Here is a 20,311-nt window from a genome sequence, read left to right as displayed (position 1 = left end):
GCCTGCCGGTCGCGGATGTCAAGAAAGGCAGGTCGGTCTCGTACTTCTGGTGAGGGTCGCGGTGAGCGGCCGGAGCGGAGGTGGGCAATGAGGTATCTGCTGATCATGCAGGTCAACGCAGCGGTGCTGGAGAGCCTCACGGAGGAGCAGCGCACGGCGGTGCATGCCGGGCATCAGGAGTTCCAGCGGGTGGCGTCGGAGGCCGGGGAAATGATCAGCACGCAGGCGCTCGCCGATCCGTCGACGAGCACGGTACTGCGCAGCCGCGGCGGCGTACCGGCGGTGTCGAACGGGCCGTTCCGGGCGGCGGACGAGTTCATGGGCGGCTACTACCTGATCGACGTGGACAGCAAGGAGCGGGCGATCGAGCTCGCCGACCTGCTGCCCGACACCAGGATCGACGGACTCGCCGTGGAGATCCGTGCGGTGATGTACTCCGCCGGCGCCGACCTCTAGACCAGGCCAAGTGATGCGGCGGTCGACGCGGCCTGACGGCGGGTGGGAACGCCGAGCTTGAGCAGGATCGCGGACACGTGGTGATCCACCGTGCGGACGGACAGCACGAGTTCCGCCGCGATCTCGTTGTTGCTCCGCCCGGCAGCCAGCAAGCGCAGTACGTCGACCTGCCGGGCGGTGAGGCCGGCCGGGTTGCTCCGGGTGGCGGCGGCGGGCCGCCGGGGGAGACGCTTGACGCCGAGCTTGGCGAGTTCCGCGCGGGCCAGCCTCGCGGCGGGTCTGGCACCGAGCTCGTCGAGTGCCCAGATCGCCTGGGTGGTTGCCTCGACGTCATCTGAGCCGGCCTTGAAAAGGGCTTGTTCGTAAGGGTCTTCGGTCAGCGCGACCGCACGTTCCCAGTCACCGCGCATCGCGGCCGCGTAGACCTCGGCACATCCCTCGAACGGCTCGATGTCGAGCCCGGCCCGCCAGAGGTAGTAGTAGAACTCGCCCACGATGAAGCCGAGGCCGACCGGGATCGACTGCTCGGTGGCCGTCTTGTAGAGCTGTTCGGCGACGTCCCGGCGGCCGCTCAGCCACGTCCACTCCGCGCCGCCCACGCCTGCGTAGAGCACTCCGATCAGGGATTCCTGCGCCCAGGCGCGCTTCCAGGAGGCGGCGAGCATGTCCTCGGCTTCGACGGATTCGTCCTGACGCAGCATCAGCCGGGCGAGGACGGGCCTGCTGTAGACCGCGAACATGCCGGGGTCGTCGCTCGACGCCACCAGCCGACGCAACCTCGTCTCGGCGGTATCCCACCGGCCGAGGCGCAGGTCCAGTTGGGCTTGGTGAACCTCGAGGTCGTACGAGTGCGCCCAGATGCCGTGCTCCCGGGTGAACTCGAGCCCCGCGTCGAGGCACTCGGCCAGCTCCGCGAACCGTCCCTCCCGGTAGAGCACCGCGGCCAGACTCGTGTACCCGCGGGCCGCCGACTCGTCGTCCCCGGAGGCGAGCGCCGATTCCAGGCTGTCGTGGATCAGCCGCAGACCTTCGGGGTTCCCCATGTACGAATAGGTGACGCCGAGGTAGTTGAGGCAGAGCGCCGCCAGATCCGTGCGTCCCACCTCGAGCGCGAGTTGCCGGGCCCGTTGCAGTTCCTCGATCGCGTGCCCTTGCCGGGCCTGCGTGACTGTCATTCCCCGGTACGCCGAGATGGAGGCGAGCACCTCCTTGGAGTCCGCCGACTCGGCGAGACGGCCGGCCCGCTCGATCCCGGTGATCGCGTGCTTCGTGTCGCCGGAGAGGTACTGGCTGCGCGACACCCTGAGCAGGGTCTCGGCGAGGGCCGCGGGTTCACCGGCCTGTTCGCGGAGCTTGATCGCCTCCTCGCCGACCTGGACAGCATCGGACAGCCGGTGCGCGATGTGGAGCTCCCACGCATAGTCGTCGAGGAAGGCGGCCCGCTCGTCCGGCGGCAGCCGATCGGCGTACGGCGTGACGGTCTCGAAGGTGGCGACCGCCTCCTGGTGGGATCCGGCGGCAGAGGACGCTCTGGCGGCTTGAGGTGCGTACGCGACCAGTGTGTCGACGTCGCGGGCTTGTGCCGCATGGTGAATCAATCGCGACAGGTCTGGTTGTTCCTCTTGCAGGAGGACGCTGACGACCGTGGCGTTGAGCGAGCGGCGGCGAATCTCGGGCAACTGCTGCTCGGTGGCACGCCGCGCGATCTCGTGGCGGAAGCCGACACCGGCGCTCTGCAACACCAGTACTCCGCGTTGCTCGGCCTCGGCCAGTTGCTCGAAGTCCTTGCCCAGCAGGCGTTCTGCGAAGTCGAGCCGCAGTTGTGTCGGGATCACCGACAGCTGCTCGACGAGTGGGAGGCATTGATCGCTCAGGCTGCCGACGCGGGCGAGCACGGCGTCCACCACAGTGACCGGGATGTCCCCGGCGGGGCCGGCGAGCGTCTCGGTCAGGTAGAACGGGTTGCCCTTCGTCAGCGAGTGCAGCTCGTCCGCGTTGTGGGCGGACCCGGCCGCGAGAGCGGTCACCGCTGTCAGCGAGAGCGGTGAGAGTTCGATGCGGATGATCCGGTCGCCGCGCAGGTCTCCCAGCAGTGCCCGCAGGGACGCCCGGGAGTCGACCGCGTCCGGGCGGTAGGTGAGCACGAGCAGCACGCGGATCCGGTCGAGCCGGCGGACCAGGTACCGCAGTACGTCGATGGTGACGTCGTCGGCCCAGTGGACGTCCTCGATCACCAGCACCTGTAACTGCGAACCGGACAGCGCGGCCGTGACCGCTTCGAAGGTGGCGTCCATCGCTCCACTCGCCAGGGCCTCCGCGGCGGCACTGCCCGATCCGCGGAACGCCTCGCGGATCGGGCCCAGCGCCGGTGGTGCCAGCAGGTCGTCGCAGGCTCCAGCGAAGGCCCGGACGCCCGGCGGGATCCGGTCGAGCAGAGCTCGGACCACACTCGTCTTGCCGATCCCGGCCTCGCCGGTGATCAGCGCGACCGAACTCTCGTCCTCTCTGGCGGCAGCGAGCAGTCGCGCGATCGCCTGATCACGCTCCAGCAATCCCAGCTCCGGCCGCATCGAACCCCCACGGGTCAGCGTATCCAGGCTAGAGGCGGAGGGTCAGTCGGCGGGTTGCGCCGGCGGCTGCGGTGACGTCGAAGGTGATCTCGATGCCTCGGCTGGTTCGTCCCCTCGCCGCCAGGAGTCCCGCGTACCGCGTCTCGTCGTACGCGAATCAACCGGACCTACTAGGCGCTGACCTCCTTGGCGCTGTATCGCAGGTAGACCACACCGTTGGCGAATCGCCGCTCGTTCAGCAAATCGAGGTCGACGTGGACGTCGGGCGGGAAGAACGAATTGCCGCCGCCGACGATCGCCGGTCCGACGAAGAGCTGGTACTCGTCGACCAGGCCCGCCTTGATCGCCTGTGCCGCCAGGTGTGGGCCGTCGACGGTGAGATCGCGGTCGGACTCTGCCTTCAGCTTGCGCACCGCGTCCGGGTCGAAGGTTCGCTCGATCCGGGTCCGCTCGCTGGTGACCTCGTTCAGGGTTGTCGAGTAGACGATCTTGTCGGCGGCCTGCCAGACCCGCGCGTACTCCACGATGAAGGGCGGCTGGTCGGGCTCCTCGTGCGCCGTCTCCCAGTAGACCATTGTCTCGTACATCCGCCGGCCGTACAGGTAGGTGCCGACCGATCGGAACTGCTCGCTGACGAACTCGTGCACCTCCTGCTCCGGAGCAACCCAGCCGAAGTTGCCGTCGGCATCGCTGACGAAGCCGTCGAGCGACGTGATCATCGAGTAGATGAGTTTGCCCATCGGTCAGACCACCTTGAACCAGAGGCTGGTGGCCAGCGGCACCTGGCCGACGGAGAGCCGTTCCAGTTTGGTGTTGTGGCCGCCCGGGTGGTTGAAGAGGGGGACGCCGTCGCCGAGGAGGACGGGGGCGATGAGGGTCAGGACCTCGTCCAGTTGGCCGGACTCCAGGCACTGTTTGCCCATGCTCGCGCCCATGACGTTGACGTACTTGTCGCCCGCGGCTTCCCTGGCCTGCGCCAGGGCGGTGTCGAAGTCGTCGACGAACGTCGTGTGTGGTGGAGCGGTGGATGGGATCTCGTGGGTGACGACGAACTGCGGGCCCTCCCAGCCGCCGCCGAAGGCCTTGCCCTCGCCCTCGTCGCCCTTGTGCGGATCGTCGCCGTCGTACGTCCGGCGCCCGACGAGCAGGGCGCCGATCCGCCCGATCAACTCGTCGATCTCTGCGTTGGGGCCGAGATACTCCGTCATCCACGACATGTCCCCGCCGGGTCCGGCGATGAAGCCGTCCAACGACATCGTCACCGAGTACAAGACCTTCGCCATGATGTCTGTCTCCTCCGAGTTTCCGGTTGTGTCTCAGTAGAGACGAGCCGGCCCGGAAAAACTCATCGCAACGCAAGGCCGAGGCGAAACCCGGTGACAGGTCACCGGTGGTTCGCCGATGATGGGGTGCATGTCTGCTGGAACGGCTGCTGCCGCTCACTGATCCGCGGGATCCCAGTGTGATCCCCGTGTGATCACCACCGGCCACCTCGCGTGGCGCCGGTGCCCGACCCGGCCCGCGCGGCCGGGGCCCTCAGCGTGCAGCCACGTTTCCCCAGGGAGCAGCCATTCCCATGCAGACGCGTCCTCTCGAGATCGCCTGTGACGAGTCCGGATTCACCGGCACCAACCTGCTCGATCCCACCTCGCCCGTCATCACCCATGCGAGCGTCCACCTCGACCGCCCGGCCGCGGCGGAGTACGTCGCGCTGGTCCGGGCGAGATTCCGCCACACCGGCACGGAGTACAAGGCGACCCAGATGCTCCGGCAGCGCCCGGTGCTGGAGTGGTTGCTCGGCTCGCTGCGCGGCGTCGGCCATGTGCACCTGACCGACAAGCCGTTCTTCATCACCTGCCGCATCGTCGACTTCCTGCTCGGCGAACCCACGTACGCCGCGGGCACCAGCCTGGCGACCCAACTCCGCCCCGCGGCGGTGACTCTGTATCGCGACGGCCCGGTGGTCCTCGGTGAGCGCAGGTGGCGCGCTTTCCTGGCGACCTTCGTCAAGGTGATGCGGACCAAACGCCGCCAGGTGATCGACGCGGCCGCCGTCGAGGAGTTCTACGCCACCCTCGCGGACCTTCGTTCCACACTCCCAAACCACCAGGAATCCGACAGCCTGCAAGGGATTCTCGGCCGCCTGAGCAACTCGAGGCCGCAGCTCGAAGAGGTACTCACCCTCCTCCTCGACGACCGCTCGTCAGTACCACCGGCCCTCGAACCCCTGCTCCCAGCACTCCTCGAGACGGCCCACCACTGGAGCAAAGCACTCCACTGGAGTGAAGGCGTCTGTTCCGTCGCCATCGTCCATGACGAGCAAAGCGCCCTGACCCGGCATCGCGTCGCCCAAGTCCAGGCGATCCTCACGGCGGTCTCTACCGGCCCGCCACCGCTCCTGAGCGTCACGATGACCGACTCCCGCACAGATCCACGAGTCCAGCTCGCCGACCTCCTCGCCGGCGCCGCCCGCCACATCGCCGTCGCCGAACTCCACTCCCGCTCGGACCCGGCCCTCACCGAGCTCCTCCGGCCCTACCTCTCCCACAACTCCCTCTGGCCCGACGCCCCGAGCTGGCAGCGCCTGACCGGCGGGCCGCAAATCCGATCCGTGACGAGCCGTTGACGAACAGGCATCGGGACTGCAATCTTTGGCTACCGCCTCGCAAAAAACTTACAAAGATTGCGCAAGTTCTACTGAGTGCGTAGGCGAGGCGGGCGATAGGTCCACCCGTCCCACCGCCCTTAGGACATCCATGAAACGCAAGCAGCTCAGTTGGCGGGTGATCAGCGGAGCCCTCGTGGCTGTGCTCTTGCTCGCCGGGATCGTGCCCATCTCCGCCTCCGCGGCCGCCACGGCGGTCCTGACCAAGACGCTGTCGGCCAGCAGTTCGCTGGGTGAGTACCCGGTCGGCAATGCCGGCGACGGCAACCAGAACTCGTACTGGGAGAGCACCAACAACGCGTTCCCGCAGTGGATCCGCGCCGACCTCGGGTCGTCGGTGAGCGTCGATCGGATCGTCCTGAGGCTGCCCGCCTCGTGGGGCACGCGCACCCAGACCCTGGCCGTCCAGACCAGCACCAACGGCACCTCGTACTCCGACCTGGTGGCGAGTGCCGGCTACAACTTCACCCCGGCCTCCGGCAACACCGTCACGATCACGTTCCCGGCGACGACCACCTGGTACGTGCGCCTGAACATCACCGGCAACACCGGCTGGTCCGCCGGCCAGCTCTCGGAGTTCGAGCTCTATGGCCCGGACACCGGTGGTGACACGCAGGCGCCGACCGCGCCCGGCAACCTCGTCCTGACCGAGCCGGGCGCCGGACAGATCCGGCTGGCCTGGACGGCGTCGAGCGACAACGTCGGGGTCACCGGCTACACCATCTACCGCAACAACGCCGCCGTCACGACCGTGGCCGGCAGCGTGCTCACCTACACCGAGGCGCAGCCCGCCTCGGCGACGGTCGAGTACTACGTCCGCGCCCGTGATGCCGCCGGCAACCAGTCCGCCGAGAGCAACCGGGTACGCCGCAACGGCCAGGCGGATGGATCGAACCTGGCGAGCGGCAAACCGATCGAGGCATCCTCGTCGATCTTCAACTTCGTTCCCACCAACGCCAACGACAACAACGTCAACACCTACTGGGAGTCCAACGGCTTCCCCTCGACCCTGACGGTCAAGCTCGGCTCCAACGCGGACATCAACACGGTGACCCTGAAGCTCAACCCGGACCAGGCGTGGGGAGCTCGTACCCAGAGCATCGAGGTGCTCGGCCGGGACCAGGGAGCCACCGGTTTCACCACGCTCAAGGCGCGGGCCGACTACGACTTCAGCCCGTCGTCGCAGAACACGATCGAGATCCCCGTCACCGGACGCGTCGCCGACGTACGGCTGCAGGTGTTCAGCAACACCGGTGCACCGGGCGGTCAGGTCGCCGAGTTCCAGGTCATCGGTACTCCGGCGCCGAACCCGGACCTGGTCGTCACCTCGACGTCCTGGACTCCCGCGTCGCCGAACGAGGCCAGCGCGATCACGCTGTCGGCCACGGTGCAGAACATCGGTTCGGCCGCCGCGGGGGCGACCACGGTCAACTTCAACCTGGGCGGCACGGTCGTCGGCAGTGCTCCCGTGGGTGCGCTCGCCGCGGGCGCTTCGGCCACGGTCACGTACAACGCCGGGCAGCGTCCGCAAGGCAGCTACACGGTCTCGACGGTGGTCGACCCGACGAACACGATCGTCGAGCAGAACAACGACAACAACACCTTCACCGCACCTTCGCAACTGGTGATTGCGCAGGCGCCCGGCCCCGACCTGCAGGTCCTGGGCATCACCTCCAACCCACCGAACCCGGCCGTCGGTGCACAGGTCACCTTCACCGTGGCGGTCACCAACCGCGGTACCTCCGCGAGCGCCGCCAGCACCACCCGGCTGACGATCGGCGGCACCACTCTCAACGGCAGTACCGCGGCCATCGCCGCCGGCACCACGGCCAACGTCGCGATCAGCGGCAGTTGGACGGCGACCAGTGGTGGAGCCACCCTCAACGCCACCGCCGACGCGACGAACGCCGTTGCCGAGACCAACGAGACCAACAACTCGTTCTCGCGGTCGATCGTGGTCGGTCGCGGCGCGGCGGTTCCCTGGGTCTCCTACGAGGCCGAGGCAGCCAACTACCAGGGCACGCTGCTGGTGACGGATCCGCTCCGCACCTTCGGGCACACCAACTTCGCCACGGAGTCGTCCGGGCGTCAGTCGGTGCGGCTGAATAGCACGGGCCAGTTCGTCGAGTTCACCTCGACCAACCAGTCGAACTCGATCGTCGTCCGCAACTCGATCCCGGACTCGGCCAACGGCCAGGGCCAGGAGGCGACGATCAGCCTGTACGTCAACGGCACCTTCGCGCAGAAGGTGACGCTGTCGTCGCGGCACAGCTGGCTCTACGGCAACTCCGACGGGCCGGAGGCGCTGACGAACACCCCGGGTGGCGACGCCCGCCGGCTGTTCGACGAGTCGCACGCGCTGCTGGCCCAGTCGTACCCGCCAGGGACGAGGCTCAAGTTGCAGCGCGACTCTGGTGACAACGCGTCGTTCTACATCATCGACACGATCGACCTCGAGCAGGTGGCACCGCAGCTGAGCCAGCCCGCGGGCTGCACCAGCATCGCGCAGTACGGCGCTGTCGCGGGTGACGGGATCGACGACGCGGACGCCATCCAGCGCGCGGTCACGGACGACCAGAACGGCGTGATCGGCTGTGTCTGGATCCCGGCCGGGCAGTGGCGGCAGGAGAAGAAGATCCTCACCGACGACCCGCTGAACCGGGGTCAGTACAACCAGGTCGGGATCAGCAACGTGACGATCCGGGGCGCGGGCATGTGGTACTCGCAGCTCTACTCCCTGACCGAGCCGCAGAACGCGGGCGGCATCAACCATCCGCACGAAGGGAACTTCGGGTTCGACATCGACAAGTTCACGCAGATCTCGGACATCGCGATCTTCGGTTCGGGCCGGATCCGTGGCGGTGACGACAATGCCGAGGGCGGCGTCGGGCTGAACGGGCGGTTCGGTACCGGGACGAAGATCACCAACGTCTGGATCGAGCATGCCAACGTCGGGGTCTGGGTCGGCCGCGACTACGACAACATCCCCGAGCTGTGGGGTCCGGCCGACGGCCTGGAGTTTAGCGGGATGCGGATCCGCGACACGTATGCGGACGGCATCAACTTCAGCAACGGCACCCGCAACTCCAAGGTATTCAACTCGTCCTTCCGGACCACCGGTGACGACGCGCTGGCCGTCTGGGCGAACAAGTACGTGAAGGACCAGTCGGTCGACATCGGTCACGACAACTCGTTCACCAACAACACCGTCCAGCTGCCCTGGCGCGCGAACGGCATCGCGATCTACGGCGGCTACGGCAACAAGATCGAGAACAACCTGATCTACGACACGATGAACTATCCGGGCATCATGCTGGCCACCGACCACGACCCGCTGCCGTTCTCCGGGACGACCCTGATCGCGAACAACGGCCTGTACCGGTGTGGCGGCGTGTTCTGGAACGAGGACCAGGAGTTCGGCGCGATCACCCTGTTCCCGCAGAACCTGCCGATCCCGGGCGTCACCATCCGCGACACCGAGATCCTCGACTCGACGTACGACGGGATCCAGTTCAAGACCGGCGGTGGCGTCATGCAGGACGTCCGGATCACCAACGTGAGGATCGACAAGTCGAACAACGGCGCGGGCATCCTCGCCATGAGTGGCGCCCGTGGAAACGCCATCCTGTCAGGAGTCACCGTGACCAACTCGGCCGACGGCGACATCGTCACCCAGCCAGGCTCGAGCTTCACCTTCAGCGGTCAGTGACCCACTGAGACCACGGGCCCCCACATCAGTTGTGGGGGCCCGTGGCACTGCTCCGTCCGGCTCACCAGGTGCCGGTCACGTCGACGGTGGTTCCCGCGATGACGATCGGGCCGCGCCGGGAGCGCAGGACGGCCTCACTGGAGGACGAGGTGAACGCCCGGTGAAGGCGTCCGTGGGGGCGTGCGTCGAGCACCGTCAGGGCGGCACCCGCGGACTCGCTCGCCAGCGCAAAAGGAGAGACGCGGCGGAAGCGCACCTCGGGGAACGCGTCCTGGCACATGCGCAGGGCTTCCTTGAGGACCGGTCTGGCCGGTTTGGCCACAACCGTGACTCCGACCCCGCGACGCAGGGCGGCGCGGAAGGCCAGTCCCAAGGCCGGCCTCGGGTCCCCGGTCTCGCCCAGGCACGCGACCACCCGTCCCGCCGAGGGCCCTCGCGCTTCGTGGCCGAGCAGGTCGACGATCGCCACCGGGCCCGCCGCCCGGCGAGCCACCCGCAGGCCGGGCGGTTCGGAGTACGGGTTGGTCCAGTGCGCGCGGGAGCGGCGGCCGAGGACGATCAGGGAGTCCCACCGGCCTTCCCGGAGAACCGCGTCGGCGGGGGAGCCACCTTGGAGGTGGGTGCTGACCCGCAGCGTCGGCGCGATGCGGCGAGCGCGCCTCGCGGCCTCTTCGACGATCACCCCGGCGGCCAGTTCGGCCTGCGGGTCCCGGTGCACCAGCATGAGCCCGCCGAACGCATCGATCGGGAACGCGGACCAGGTGTAGGCGTGCACGATCCGGAGGGCGCTGCCGCGGGCGGCCGCTTCGGCGGCGGCCCATTCCAGCGCCCCCCAGCCCTTCGCGTGGCCGTCCACAGCGACGAGGACCGAACCCGAGTCCTCGCGCAGTGGCAGGCCGATGGTCTTCCGCCGGCCCGGCGAGGCGGCTGCCCGGACCGGCGGCCGCACCTCGCCTGCCTGTTGCCGGCGGAAGAACCTCATCAGTTGCTCCTTTCTGTACGACCAGGTGGCACTAGCGCCCGGCGATGTGTTGCTGGAGCGCGTGCAGTGCGGAGACGTAGATCTCCGAGAAGGTCGGGAACGGCTGGATGGTGTCCACCAGCACGTCGAGCGGGAGCCGGGCCCGGATGGCGAGCGTGGCCTGCTGCAGCCATTCGCCCGCTTCCGGGCCGAGCGCGTAGGCACCGGTGAGCCGGTCACCGTCGCTCAGCAGGGTGAGGAAGCCGTTCGACTCGGCGTAGGCACGCGTGTACGTCGCCGTCTTGGCGACTTCCGCCACCGGAACGGTCGAGCTGAACACGTCCTCACCCACGCCCACCGAAGCCGCGGCCGGATCGGTGAAGGTGACCCGCGGGACCGCCTCGTAGTTGGTCTTCCGGGAGCCGCCCAGGAGGTGATCGGCGACGACATCGCCCTGGTACTTGCCGACGTGGGTGGTCGGCCAGATCCCGGTGACGTCGCCGATCGCGAAGAGCCGATCGCCCGCGCGCAGGTGTTCGTCGACCGGGATCCCGTCCGGTTCCGGCTCGATGCCGACCGTCTCGAGGCCGATCCCGTTCACCCGCGGCCGCCGGCCGGTCGCGACCAGCAGGCGATCCCCACGCAACTCCGTGCCGTCGTCGAACTCCACCACGTACTCCGAGCCGTCGCGCCGCGCGGCGATCGCCTGTACTCCGAGGGCGATTTCCACACCCTCGCGGCGGAGCACTTCCGCGACGGCTTCACCCAGCGGCTCGGGTTCCCTGGAGAGCAGGTGCTGTCCCCGGTTGGCGAGGGCGACCTCGCCGCCGAGGCGGAGTACGGCCTGGGCCATCTCGACGCCGACCGGGCCGCCGCCGAGGATGACCAGGCGACGGGGGATCGCCGTCATCGCGGTCACCTCGCGGTTGGTCCAGATCCCCTCGAGGTCCCTGAGCCCGGGGATCGGCGGGATGATCGGATCCGCACCGGTCGCGACGACGACGTGTGCCGCGGTGTGCCGGACACCGTTGACCTCGACCGCCCCGGGACCGGCGAGCCGGCCGTTGCCGCGGAACAGGGCGATGCCGGCCTTCGCGAGCCACCGCTCCTGACCGACGTCGGTGTGGTCGGACACCATGAAGTCGCGCCAGGCCAGAGCTTTCGCGACGTCCACCTCGGCGGTACCTTCGGCATCGCGAGCCGCCTGGACCGCCTCGCCCGCCCGCAACAACGTCTTGGACGGGATGCACGCCCAGTACGAACATTCGCCGCCGACCAGTTCCCGCTCGACCAGCGCGACCCGCAGCCCGCCCTCGGCCAGCGCGCCGGCGCAGTGCTCGCCGGGTGCCCCTCCACCCATCACGATGACGTCGTAGTCGTTGTCGTTCGTCGTCTCCACAGTCGGAACCTCTCTGGCGTGGTCGCGACAGCACTCGGCGGTGCCGCCACGATCACCGTCGCGCGCCGGGCCCTACGTTCGCGCCCGGGAGATGCCCTGGCCCTGCCCTGGTCGTCCCTGGCCGGCGCGGGGTGTCGGCCACTCAAACGCTCAGCCACTCAAACGCTGAGCCACTCAAACGCTCAGCGGGTCGAGCGGGCGCTCCAGGCGGCGATCTGGCTGCGGGTGGCGAAGCCGAGCTTGGTGAGGATGTGCTGAACGTGGTTCTGCGCCGTGCGTTCGGACAGCACCAGGCGCTCGGCGATCTGCCGGTTGGTGAGCCCTTCGGCCACCAGCGCGGCCACCTCCGCCTCCCGGGGGCTGAGGCCGTTCGGCGCTTCGCCGGTGCCCAGCAGCGCGGCGGTGCGGTCGGCGTACGCGGTCATGCCGAGCGATCTGACCAGCCGGTTTGCGTCGCGGGCCACAGTGAGGGCGCGGTCGCGATCGCCCGCCGCGTTCCTCGCGCGCAGCGCTGTGGCGAGGTGGAACTCCGCCTCGGCGACGAACCCGGGCGCACCGGCGCTCTCGGCCTGGTGGACGGCCGTGGTCAGATCGTCGATCGCGGCGTCGAAGCGCCCGAGGACCGCCGCCGCGCGTCCGAGGGCGAGCTCGGCCGGGCCCATGAAGGCGACCCCGTTGCCGACCACGTGCTCACCGCGGAACTCCTCGAGCCGCTCGAGGAGTACTGCGAGGTCGTCGTGCCGGCCGAGCCCGGCACACGCCAGCGCGGCGTACACGTAACCAGGCAGGACGAAGAATGCCGGCAGCGACCAAGTCTCCATCGGCCCGGCCTGCCGGTACGACGCTGCCGCCTCGTCCGGGAGGCCTGCACACAACTGGAGGTATGACCTGGAGAGCCGGGACATCGTCGCGAACCGAGGTGGTGGGTCGAAGGCCTGCCGGGCGAAGGTGGCCGCGTCCTCGCTGACGCCGACATGACCCGCCAGCGAGGTCAGCAGGGCGAGGTAGGCACCCGAGGCCGGCGCAGGTTCGACCACCCGCATCCGGTCGAATCCGCGGCGCGCGATCACGGCAGCCTCGTCGTACCGGCCTCGGGCCTGCGCCAGACAGGCGGCGACGCGGTCGTGGTGCCACGCGCTGACCGGTCCACCGAGCCGTTTGACCGCGACCTCCAGCGCCGGGAGTTCCTCTGCGGCGGCCGCGAGTTGTCCGCTCTCGATCAACGCGTCGAGTCGCCAGAGCTCGCCCCACATGGCAGCACGGGCACTGTTCGTCCGTTGCGCTAGCGAGAGCATCTCGGAGGCGAGCTCCAGTCGCTCTGCGCGACCGGCCGGACCAGGACAGGCCTCCTGCCTGGCACGCAGCGCATCCATCAGCGCGTGGATGTCGTGCGAGGTGCGAGCCAGGTCGAGAGCCTCCGCACTCAGTAGGTCGAGCCGCTCCTGTTCGCCGTCGTAGAAGGCGAGGTGGCTACGCTGCGCCAGCAGCCGTGCTCTGAGGGCGTCGTCCTCCGTGATCGCGAGTGCTTCCTCGCACAGTCTCTTCGCCGTCGCGTTGATGCCCGGATCGGGAACGGCTTCCACTACCAGCGCGGCCTCGGCCTTCTGCTCCGGACTCTGCGCCGCCTCGGCAGCAGCGGCCGCCGCCGTCACGCATCCCTGGAGATCGCCAGCGAGGTACGCCGCCCGCCCGAGCGCCACCTGGATCCGGGACCGCTCCTCTGCCGGCAACGGCTTCGTCGCCAGGGCCGCCCGATAGAGCCGAGCACCTTCCTCATAGGCAAGCCGTCGTACTGCGTCGTCCGCGGCCCGCACCAACCACAGCCGGGCCGTCTCACCTTCCCCGTACTGCGCGAGCTCGGCGCGGTGGCGGGCGATCTCGGCGAGGTGCTCGGACAGATCCTCCGCGAACCGTGCCTCCAGCACTTCGGCCACGGCCCGATGCAAGCCGGCCCGGTCAGCAGTCGCCAGGGATGCCTCCACCGCGTCGCGGGTGAGGGCGTGGACGAAGCGGTAGTCCCCACTGTCGTTGACGCGATCGACGAATCCGAAGGCGACGGCCTCGTCGATCTGCGGCAGGCACTCGTCGACCGGCCGGTCGAGGGCGGCGGCCAGCAGACCTGTCTGGAAGTCCCGGCCGATGATCGCTGCAGCTTGCACCAGCCGGCGGCAGTCCGGGCTGATCCGGTCCAGCCGCGCGCCGACGATGTCGAGCACTGTCCTGGGCGGCCGATCGGGACGCCACGAACCGTCCGTCATCGCTCGGGCGACCTCGCGCACGAACAGCGGATTCCCGCCGGTGATCTCGTGCACCCGCCGGGCTTCCTCGGTGGTTGCAGCTGGCAATTGTTCGCCGACCTCCGGGAGCCCGAAGCCCTTCAGTACAAGGCGTTCCGCTGACCGCGCGCGGAGCAGCTCAGGCATCAGACGGGTGCTCGCCGGGTCGAAGTCGCGCACGGTCGCCAGCACGAGCACCGGCATTCCGCTCAGCTGATCGGCGAGATGCCGCAGTACCAGCAACGAAGCCTCGTCAGCCCGGTGCACGTCGTCGAGCACCACGACCAGGCCGTTGTGCCCGGCCATTTCCTCCACGACCTGGACTATGTCCTCGAACAGCCGGAAGCGATCCTCGGTCCCCTCGCCCGAGAGGGTCCGGTCGGCGTTGATCCCCAAGGACCGAAGGACCTGCCGCCACGGCCAGTACGCCGGGGCGCCTTCCGTCTCGACACACCTTCCCCACGCGACAGTCGCCCCCGCCGCCAAGGCGATCCCCGCGAGTTCCTGGGCCAGCCGGGTCTTCCCGATTCCCGCTTCACCGCTGCAGAGAACCAGCCGTCCGGTGCCGTTGCGCGCGGCATCCAGCCAGCTGCGCAACAACCCCAGCTCGCGTTCCCGCCCGACGATCCCTTCGACCCCGCCCCGTGCCGGCGTACTCACGCGTCCAGCATCACCCGCCGGAGCTCAAACCGGAAGGAGGATCGCTGGTGCCCGATCGGGCAGAGAAAGGGGATTTTCAGGCACTACCGGCCTTGCGGGCCAGGGTTCACGATGCGTAGCGGGAAGGTAGTGAGGAGACTAACCTGGGTGACGTGGGCGTCACGCGACGTGGGGGGCCATCGTCGCGAATCGGGGCCCGCTGAGTGAGAGGGGGTGGCCCGGATATGAGTGAGTTGCGTGTGCAGCTGTCAGAGTCCGGAGCGGATGCCGAGCGTCTGGACACGCTGACGGGGTATCTGCGGCAGGAACTGGTGCAGCTGGATGTCGGCGACGTCACCGCGCTGCGGGCTGGTCCGCCGCCGCCGGGTGCGCGCGCGATCGACGCGATCGCGATCGGTGGACTGCTGATCACCCTCACTCGCACCGCCCAGGGAGTGCGGAACGTGGTGTCCGCGATCCGCGGCTGGCTCGCCCAGGGCGACGGCAGCAAACGGACGGTACGGCTGGAGCTCGACGGCGACGTGCTCGAGCTGTCGGAAGTGTCGGAGAAGGACCAGACCCGGCTCATCGAGTTGTTCGTCAGCAGGCACGCGGGTCCCGAGGACGAGTGATGGACGGCCGGCGCAAGGCCCTCATCGTCGCCAACGACGAGTACGACCACGAGGGACTGCGGCACCTGCTGTCGCCCGCGGCCGACGCCGAAGCGCTGGCCCAGGTGCTGGGCGACCGGCAGATCGGCGCCTTCGAGGTGGAGACCGTTCGCAACCAACCCGCGCATGTCATCCAGACCCACATCGAGGACTTGCTCGCCGACAGCCGCGCGGACGACGTACTGCTGTTGCACTTCTCCTGCCACGGTCTCAAGAGCGAGTCGGGCGAACTGTTCTTCGCGGCCAAGAACACCCGGCCGAACCGGCTCAGCTCCACCGCCATCTCCGCCGACTTCGTCCAGCGCTGCATGCGGGCGAGCAGGTCGCGGAGCATCGTGCTGTTGCTGGACTGTTGCTACGGCGGGGCTTTCGGTAAAGGAGTGACGGTCCGGTCGACCGGGGACGTCAACGTGGCGGACAGCTTCCCCGAGAACCGGGTCGGTGGTGGTCGCGGCCGGGCGGTGATCACCGCGTCCAGCTCGATCGAGTACGCCTTCGAAGGGGATCGGCTGGCCGACGACCAGACCCAACGGCCGTCGGTCTTCACAACGGCTCTGGTGGAAGGGCTTTCGACCGGCGACGCCGATCGCGACGAGGACGGCTGGGTCTCGCTGAACGAGCTGTACGACTACGTCTTCGACCGGGTCCGCGCGCAGACCCCGCACCAGACCCCGAGCCGCGACGTCGAGATGCAGGGCGAGCTGTACCTGGCGAGGAGCCGCCGTAAGCGAATCAAGCCGATGCCGATCCCGGCCGACCTGCAGGCCGCGATGACGGACCCGAACATGTTCTCCCGCCTCGGCGCGGTCAGCGAACTCCGCGTCCGCCTGCTCAGCGACAACCTCCCCTCGGCGGTCGGCGCCTACGAGGCCTTGGTCGAGATCGCCCGCACGGACATCCAGTACGTCGCCGACCCGGCCAAGGCGGCCCTCGCCGAAGCGGTCCTCCACCCCAGCCACACCGAGATTCACTTCCCGACGGTGGAGCAGGGTTCTGAATCCCCCGAACAGGTCATCAACCTGCTGGGGCCGCCGATCGCCCGGGCCGCCATCCCGCACGCCGACGACTCCTGGATCCGGTTGCAGGAAGCCGCGGAAAGCTTCACCGTCACCATCGAAACCACCGCCCCCGGCCCCCGAACCGGCACCCTCACCCTCAAAGGCCCCAGCGGCGAACTCACCATCCCCGTCACCACCACAATCACCCCAGCCGCACCCCCTGCTCCACCACCCCCAGAACCAGCACCGCCCGAGCAGTCGGTGCCAGAGCCAGCGGTGCCAGAGCCGGCGGTGCCAGAACCGGCAGTGCCAGAACCGGCAGCGGCAGAACCGGCAGTGCCAGAACCGGCAGCGGCAGAACCGGCAGTGGCAGCGCCAGCAGCCGCGACTCCAGAGGTGACCGTCCCGACGCCAACTGCTGCAACGCCGGCGCCGCCGCCCCTGCAGCCAACCGCGAAGACTCCGACTCCAGAGCCGGCGGCCACGACCGCGCCGCCGAGGCAAGCTCCTCAACCCAAGCCCACCCCGCCGCTCAAGCCGATCTCCAGCCCGCCACGCACGCCGACCGGCCAGTCGCGCACGTCTGCATCCAGTTCGACGTCCGTTCCAGGCGCCAAGCCGACGCCCGCTGCAACCCCGCACACCCAGCCCGCTCAGCCGGTCAGCCCCGCCCAGCCCGGGGCGGGTTCCGTGATCTGGGCCTTGATCCCGGTCTTGACGCTCGGCCTGCTGACGCCCGCACCATTCATCTATGCCGCGAGCAAGCTCAAGGAAAGCGCGCTGTGGACGGCCGCGGTGATCTACTCACTCGCTTGGCTCGTCCTCCTGGTGGGACTCGGCTCGGCCGCCGAGGTGATGCCACTCTTCATCCTGCTCGCGGTGATCGCCACTATCCACGCGTTCGTCCTGCGCCCGCGTGTGTTCGCTCCAGCCCAACCCGCACCGGCGCGCCCCGCAGTACCCCGACCGACAACACCGCCTAGGCAGGCCGCGAAGCCAGCCGACCAAATCACCAAGCTCGCTGGTGCGCAGACGCGGCGCGAACGTCGTACGGCTGAAAGCCCCGCAACCGCAGCGGAAGTCGCCGTCCCGCACTTCCGCGTGGTTGCCCTCGGAGTGGCAGGTTCGGGCAAGACCGTCTATCTGTCGAGCATGTTCCACACGGTCAACGTGCCGATGCCAGGACGTTCCTACTTCCTGGAGACGAACGCCTCGCACCGCGTGTATCTGAGCAAGGTATTCGACGAGGTCAGCGATACCTCCGAGCCCTGGCCTCGCGGTACCAGGACAGGTGAGACGAGAGAGCTCGACTTCGACTGCGTGTCGTTCGATGCCGGAGTGCGGCACACGGTCTTCAAGATCAGCTACCTCGACTACGCCGGCGAGCTGCTGGAATCCGAGCAGGAGGCCGGTTCCACCGCGCTGAGCGACCTCGAAGGGCGGATCCGGAACGCTCACGGTCTGCTCGGCATGCTCGACGGCTACCGCGTCCTGCAGTACCTGCGCAACGAGCCGGCGGGCCGCAGGTACTTCCGCAGCCAGATCCAGCCGATGACCGGCATCATGGCCGGCGCCTCCTGCCCGATCCACTTCGTCCTCACCAAGTGGGACCTGGTGCGCGGCTTCGGCGAACCCGAGGACGCGGACGAGAACACCCGCCTCGACCTGGTACGGGACGCACTGCTCGAGACCGCACATCTCCGCGCACTGGTGGAGACGCACACCTGGGGGAGTCGCGTCATCCGGCTGATCCCGGTCAGTGCCGTCGGCCCCCACTTCGCCCAGATGGACCACGAGGGCCACGTCCTCAAGCTCCCCGACGGCGAGATGAACCCGACCAACGTCGAGGTCCCGCTCACCGCGATCCTGCCGGACCTCTTCCGCCAGGTGGAGTTGTCGCTCGACGAGCCGACCCGCACGCGCCTCGCCGAGGAAGCACGATCCAGGCGCGGCCTCACCGACGCCGAGTCCCGTACGTCGCTGGGGAGTTTCGTCAACCTGCCCGCGGGTCTGGCACTCCGGCAGAAACTCCAGGACGTGGTCGGCGGAACCTCCGGCAAAGAGGTGGTGGGCATGTTCCTCGACTGGATGGCCGGGGCAACCACTGAGGAGATCCGGGCCACCGGGCGGGCCAGACAGGAGGGCAGGCTGCAGGCGCAGTCGATCGAGGCTGCCCGCGGCCGGGTGCTGACGGAGTTCGGCGTGGAGCTGGGTCGACTGGAAGAGCGGCTGCCGGCCTCCCGGCTCAGTGGAAGGTAGGGCGAGTGTCCGATCACCCGATGCACGGATGGGCCTTCCTGGTCGCGCGCGGTCGGCGCAAGGGCTACCAGTCCCTGCTGGTTCCCGATTTCCTTGTCCAGAGCAACGAGTACGGCGTCCTCGGGCAGGCCGCCAGCGGCGACTTCCCACCCGAGGGTGCACCCAGGTTCTCCCGGATCAACGGATTGGCCGCGGGTGACGTGACTGTGGCCTACCTGACCCAGCGGCTCACTCCGGCCGATCTGGACGGGAGTCCCGCCAGCGGCTCGGTGACCGATGAGTTCGGGCGGCCGCTGGATCTCCTGTACGGCTTCGTTTGTCGTGGTGCCGACATCATCGACCTCCAGCAGGCAGACTTCGCCGCGGCCCGGGCGGAAGCGCTGCGGACCTATCAGCGGTTCCTTGCCGATGAGTCCGGGTTCATGGTCGAGTCTTCCAGGCCATTCGTTCTGCGCTCCGTCACCGCTCCTGTCCAGCAACAACAGCCTGTCCTGGAGCCCACCCCGGTCGGCGACGCCACCCCAGCGCCGTACCCGCCCATTCCGCCACCTGTCCCGGAAGGCACGGCCGTTGCTGCGCCTGCGCGTGGAAGACCGACCCTCTCCCCGGTTCTGGCGGCCGCTCTGATCCTCGCGGTCTCCCTGATCGTCTGGCTCGTGCTCTTTCGCGGCGACGACGGGATGGTCACCAAGGTCAGCTTCGTCGAGCCCTCCTCCAGCAAGGTCTTCTGCACCGCGCCGTTCACGCTGCGAGCCACCGTCACCGCGGACGCGGCGACCAAGATCAAGTACCACTGGGAATCGAACATCTTCCCGCCCTCGGAGCAGCTCGAGAAGTCGATCCCCGAAGGCGACAGCGTCATCGAGACCAAGGTGGACCTCGACGACGACGCCGACCGAGTAGAGCTGACCCAGGCCCTGGTCGTCGACGAGCCGAACAACGTCAGCGGCAAGTACGACTACCACCTGACGTGCAAGTAGTGGCCGTCTCGGGCCGAGCAGGCTCCGCGAAACACCGCGTAGCAGCCATTGAGGTGGCCGGGCCGCTAGCCTGGGGGATTCACTCGGCGGGCACCGGCCCGCGTGACCCTGAGGGGGATCGATGGCGATCGTTGTCCTGACAGGGCCGCCTGGGGCCGGGAAAGGGACCCAGGCGAAGGTGCTGGCCGATCGGCTCGGCGTACCGGCCATCTCCACCGGCGACATCTTCCGGGCCGGAGTGGCCGACGGGACGGAGCTCGGCGCGCGCGTCAAGCAGTACCTCGACTCAGGGGAGTACGTGCCCGACGAGCTGACCAACGAGATGGTGCGCGAACGTCTCTCCAGGGACGACACCCGCGAGGGCTTCGTCCTGGACGGCTATCCCCGCACGCTGGAACAGGTGGGCGTGCTCGACGACCTGCTCACAGAGCACCATCACCCGCTCGACGCAGCCGTCGTCCTGGAGGTCGGGCCCGACGAACTCGTCCAGCGACTACTCGCCCGTGCGGCCGCCCAACACCGCTCCGACGACACCGAAGAAGTCATCCGCCACCGCCTGCAGCTCTACGCCGCCCGCACCCTCCCAGTCCTCGACGCCTACCGCACCCGCAACCTGGTCATCCGAGTAGACGGCTCAGGCGAGGTCACCGAGGTGAACCAGCGGATCATCCAGGCTGCCGCGACCATCCGAGAAGCAACGACCTCTGGTGGCGAAACCGGCTGACCAA

13 protein-coding genes are annotated in these 20,311 nt (G+C 68.7%); 7 read left to right on the top strand and 6 right to left on the bottom strand.

All coding sequences use genetic code 11. The annotated features are described in order from the left end of the window. Nucleotides 1-87 precede the first annotated feature (87 nt). The gene (locus tag ACFPJ1_RS28750) at nt 88-456 is read left to right on the top strand and encodes a YciI family protein (RefSeq protein ID WP_380108633.1); all 369 of its coding nucleotides are present in this window, start codon (nt 88-90) and stop codon (nt 454-456) included. Here the strand turns inward: ACFPJ1_RS28750 and ACFPJ1_RS28745 are convergent. The 3 genes from ACFPJ1_RS28745 to ACFPJ1_RS28735 form a co-directional block, all read right to left on the bottom strand. Continuing rightward, a complete protein-coding gene (locus tag ACFPJ1_RS28745; RefSeq protein WP_380108631.1) occupies nt 453-3,026 on the bottom strand; it encodes an ATP-binding protein in 2,574 nt (857 codons plus the stop codon). The genes ACFPJ1_RS28750 and ACFPJ1_RS28745 overlap by 4 nt on opposite strands. A gap of 170 nt (nt 3,027-3,196) precedes the next feature. Further along, nucleotides 3,197-3,766, bottom strand: a complete 570-nt coding sequence (locus ACFPJ1_RS28740) for a dihydrofolate reductase family protein (RefSeq protein WP_380108630.1) — start codon at nt 3,764-3,766, stop codon at nt 3,197-3,199. A 3-nt stretch (nt 3,767-3,769) separates the two neighbouring features. Beyond that, on the bottom strand, nt 3,770-4,309 hold the full coding sequence (locus tag ACFPJ1_RS28735; RefSeq protein WP_380108629.1) for a dihydrofolate reductase family protein: 540 nt from the start codon (nt 4,307-4,309) through the stop codon (nt 3,770-3,772). Nucleotides 4,310-4,602: 293 nt separating this feature from the next. Between ACFPJ1_RS28735 and ACFPJ1_RS28730 the strand changes: the two genes are divergently transcribed. Both ACFPJ1_RS28730 and ACFPJ1_RS28725 read left to right on the top strand, forming a co-directional pair. Beyond that, nucleotides 4,603-5,652 (top strand): DUF3800 domain-containing protein, encoded by a 1,050-nt coding sequence (locus tag ACFPJ1_RS28730; RefSeq protein ID WP_380108628.1) that lies wholly within the window; start codon nt 4,603-4,605, stop codon nt 5,650-5,652. Nucleotides 5,653-5,782: 130 nt separating this feature from the next. Next, on the top strand, nt 5,783-9,400 hold the full coding sequence (locus ACFPJ1_RS28725) for a CARDB domain-containing protein (protein WP_380108627.1): 3,618 nt from the start codon (nt 5,783-5,785) through the stop codon (nt 9,398-9,400). Between the two features lie 61 nt (nt 9,401-9,461). Here ACFPJ1_RS28725 and ACFPJ1_RS28720 read toward each other — a convergent pair whose 3' ends face one another. The 3 genes from ACFPJ1_RS28720 to ACFPJ1_RS28710 form a co-directional block, all read right to left on the bottom strand. Beyond that, on the bottom strand, nt 9,462-10,382 hold the full coding sequence (locus tag ACFPJ1_RS28720; RefSeq protein ID WP_380108626.1) for a universal stress protein: 921 nt from the start codon (nt 10,380-10,382) through the stop codon (nt 9,462-9,464). A gap of 31 nt (nt 10,383-10,413) precedes the next feature. Then, complete coding sequence (locus ACFPJ1_RS28715; protein WP_380108624.1) at nt 10,414-11,760, bottom strand: dihydrolipoyl dehydrogenase family protein; 1,347 nt, start codon at nt 11,758-11,760, stop codon at nt 10,414-10,416. Between the two features lie 182 nt (nt 11,761-11,942). Next, on the bottom strand, nt 11,943-14,696 hold the full coding sequence (locus ACFPJ1_RS28710) for an ATP-binding protein (protein WP_380108622.1): 2,754 nt from the start codon (nt 14,694-14,696) through the stop codon (nt 11,943-11,945). A 224-nt stretch (nt 14,697-14,920) separates the two neighbouring features. Here ACFPJ1_RS28710 and ACFPJ1_RS28705 point away from each other — a divergent pair, with 224 nt between their 5' ends. From ACFPJ1_RS28705 to ACFPJ1_RS28690, 4 genes are all read left to right on the top strand, one after another. Further along, nucleotides 14,921-15,307, top strand: a complete 387-nt coding sequence (locus tag ACFPJ1_RS28705) for a hypothetical protein (RefSeq protein WP_380108620.1) — start codon at nt 14,921-14,923, stop codon at nt 15,305-15,307. Then, nucleotides 15,307-18,603 (top strand): caspase family protein, encoded by a 3,297-nt coding sequence (locus tag ACFPJ1_RS28700; protein ID WP_380108619.1) that lies wholly within the window; start codon nt 15,307-15,309, stop codon nt 18,601-18,603. The genes ACFPJ1_RS28705 and ACFPJ1_RS28700 overlap by 1 nt, the downstream gene beginning before the upstream one ends. 5 nt (nt 18,604-18,608) lie before the next feature. Beyond that, a complete protein-coding gene (locus tag ACFPJ1_RS28695; RefSeq protein ID WP_380108618.1) occupies nt 18,609-19,583 on the top strand; it encodes a hypothetical protein in 975 nt (324 codons plus the stop codon). Between the two features lie 121 nt (nt 19,584-19,704). Beyond that, nucleotides 19,705-20,307, top strand: a complete 603-nt coding sequence (locus tag ACFPJ1_RS28690) for an adenylate kinase (protein ID WP_380108616.1) — start codon at nt 19,705-19,707, stop codon at nt 20,305-20,307. Nucleotides 20,308-20,311: the final 4 nt, after the last annotated feature.

Origin of the sequence: Kribbella qitaiheensis, from assembly GCF_042657745.1 — a bacterium.
GTDB classification, from domain to species: Bacteria; Actinomycetota; Actinomycetes; order Propionibacteriales; family Kribbellaceae; genus Kribbella; species Kribbella qitaiheensis.
This window is presented reverse-complemented; position numbering and strand designations above follow the sequence as displayed.